Origin of the sequence: Shewanella sp. ZOR0012 (assembly GCF_000798835.1) — a bacterium.
GTDB lineage: Bacteria > Pseudomonadota > Gammaproteobacteria > Enterobacterales > Shewanellaceae > Shewanella > Shewanella xiamenensis.
In genome coordinates this window covers 1-1,448 of sequence record NZ_JTLE01000036.1, presented here as the reverse complement: position 1 = coordinate 1,448, position 1,448 = coordinate 1, and the positions used below count along the sequence as shown (strand labels likewise).

The window sequence follows — 1,448 nt, the reverse complement described above, 5'->3', positions numbered from 1 at the left end:
CCAAACGGCAGAGTAATTTCGATTAACTCAACACCTGTGAGTGTCCACACAGATTTCTTGTTTAGATTGTTAAAGAGCGTTTGACCTCATCGCTTGCGTTACCGCTCACTGGGTCAGGGCTGCGTATTCTACGCATTTCCCGTGTCGCGTCAAGGCGTTTTTGCAAACTTCTTGATGCTTTCGAATCAACTGCACATTTTGCATTCGATTCGCACTGTAACCGCGTTAGCTTTCGCTGTCTGCCGTGTCAGTGGATGCGCATTATAGGCAGCGAAACTTTTTGTGCAAGCGCTTTTTTCAGGTTTTTATGATTAATTTTCAAATAGATTGTTACACCCAAGCTAGGCACAACCTACACACTTGTTATACCCAGAGTTATCCACACTGAGAAGGTTTAATGACTAGATTAAATAATTAATTACTCAACTTTAAGTTAAAAGAACTCACAGCTGTGCGTATTCAAAGTTAATTGTGAGGCCGATTTTTTTAGTCTCGATTGATATTTGGTTTCAGGACGAAGCAAGATCCGGCCAGTGAAATACAACTACACGCCTTTGGGCCCCTAAAGGCAGTAGACCAAGAGCGCTAAAACAGCAGCAGTTTGAATATGTGCACCTGTTCGGCGCAGTCTGTCCTGCAGCAGGAGAAACTGAAGCCATCATCACGCCATTCGCCAATAAGGACATCATGCACCAGCACCTGGAGCTAATTGCAAAACGCACCAAACCTGGCCGCCATGCAGTCGTGGTAATGGACGGTGCGGGTTGGCATACCAATGACATTGCTGCTGATATCCCTAACCTGTCGATCCTCAAACTGCCGCCATATTCCCCAGAACTAAACCCCATCAAACAGGTATGGAGTTGGCTGCGCTAACATTATCTCGCCAATCGCTGTTTTAAAGGATATGAGGACATAGTGGATGCCTGCAGCCAGGCATGGAACAGCTTTATCAGTTGTACAAAACGCGTGATAAAGATGTACTCTCGGGAATAGGCGAAGATGGCTGAGCTTTAATGCGGAATGGTATAAGGGAGAATGTAAAAGTGAAAAAAGCAGAAACTGAAAACACCAAATGCAAAAAGCCAGCTTATTCAGCTGGCTTCATTGCTTAATTAGGCGCTTGGCGATGACCTACTCTCACATGGGGAGACCCCACACTACCATCGGCGCGATTGCGTTTCACTTCTGAGTTCGGTATGGGATCAGGTGGGACCACAATGCTATTGTCACCAAGCAAATTTTTCTCTAGGACATGACACTAGACTATAATGGTGCTGATACCCAGAATCGAACTGGGGACCTCATCCTTACCAAGGATGCGCTCTACCGACTGAGCCATATCAGCAATTTTTTATCATCAATAGATGAAATTAGGCGCTTGGCGATGACCTACTCTCACATGGGGAGACCCCACACTACCATCGGCGCGATTGCGTTTCACTTCT

General features: G+C 45.8%; 1 tRNA gene, 1 rRNA gene and 1 pseudogene. 1 reads left to right on the top strand and 2 read right to left on the bottom strand.

Annotated elements, in window-relative coordinates:
- Positions 1-480: 480 nt before the first annotated feature.
- Positions 481-996, top strand: a pseudogene (locus tag L976_RS23580) (IS630 family transposase); the annotation flags it as partial.
- Between the two features lie 125 nt (positions 997-1,121).
- Here the strand turns inward: L976_RS23580 and rrf are convergent.
- Together rrf and L976_RS01245 are read right to left on the bottom strand one after the other, a co-directional pair.
- Positions 1,122-1,237 (bottom strand): 5S ribosomal RNA (rrf, locus tag L976_RS01250).
- 35 nt (positions 1,238-1,272) lie between these two features.
- Positions 1,273-1,348, bottom strand: a tRNA-Thr gene (locus L976_RS01245).
- Between the last annotated feature and the right edge of the window lie 100 nt (positions 1,349-1,448).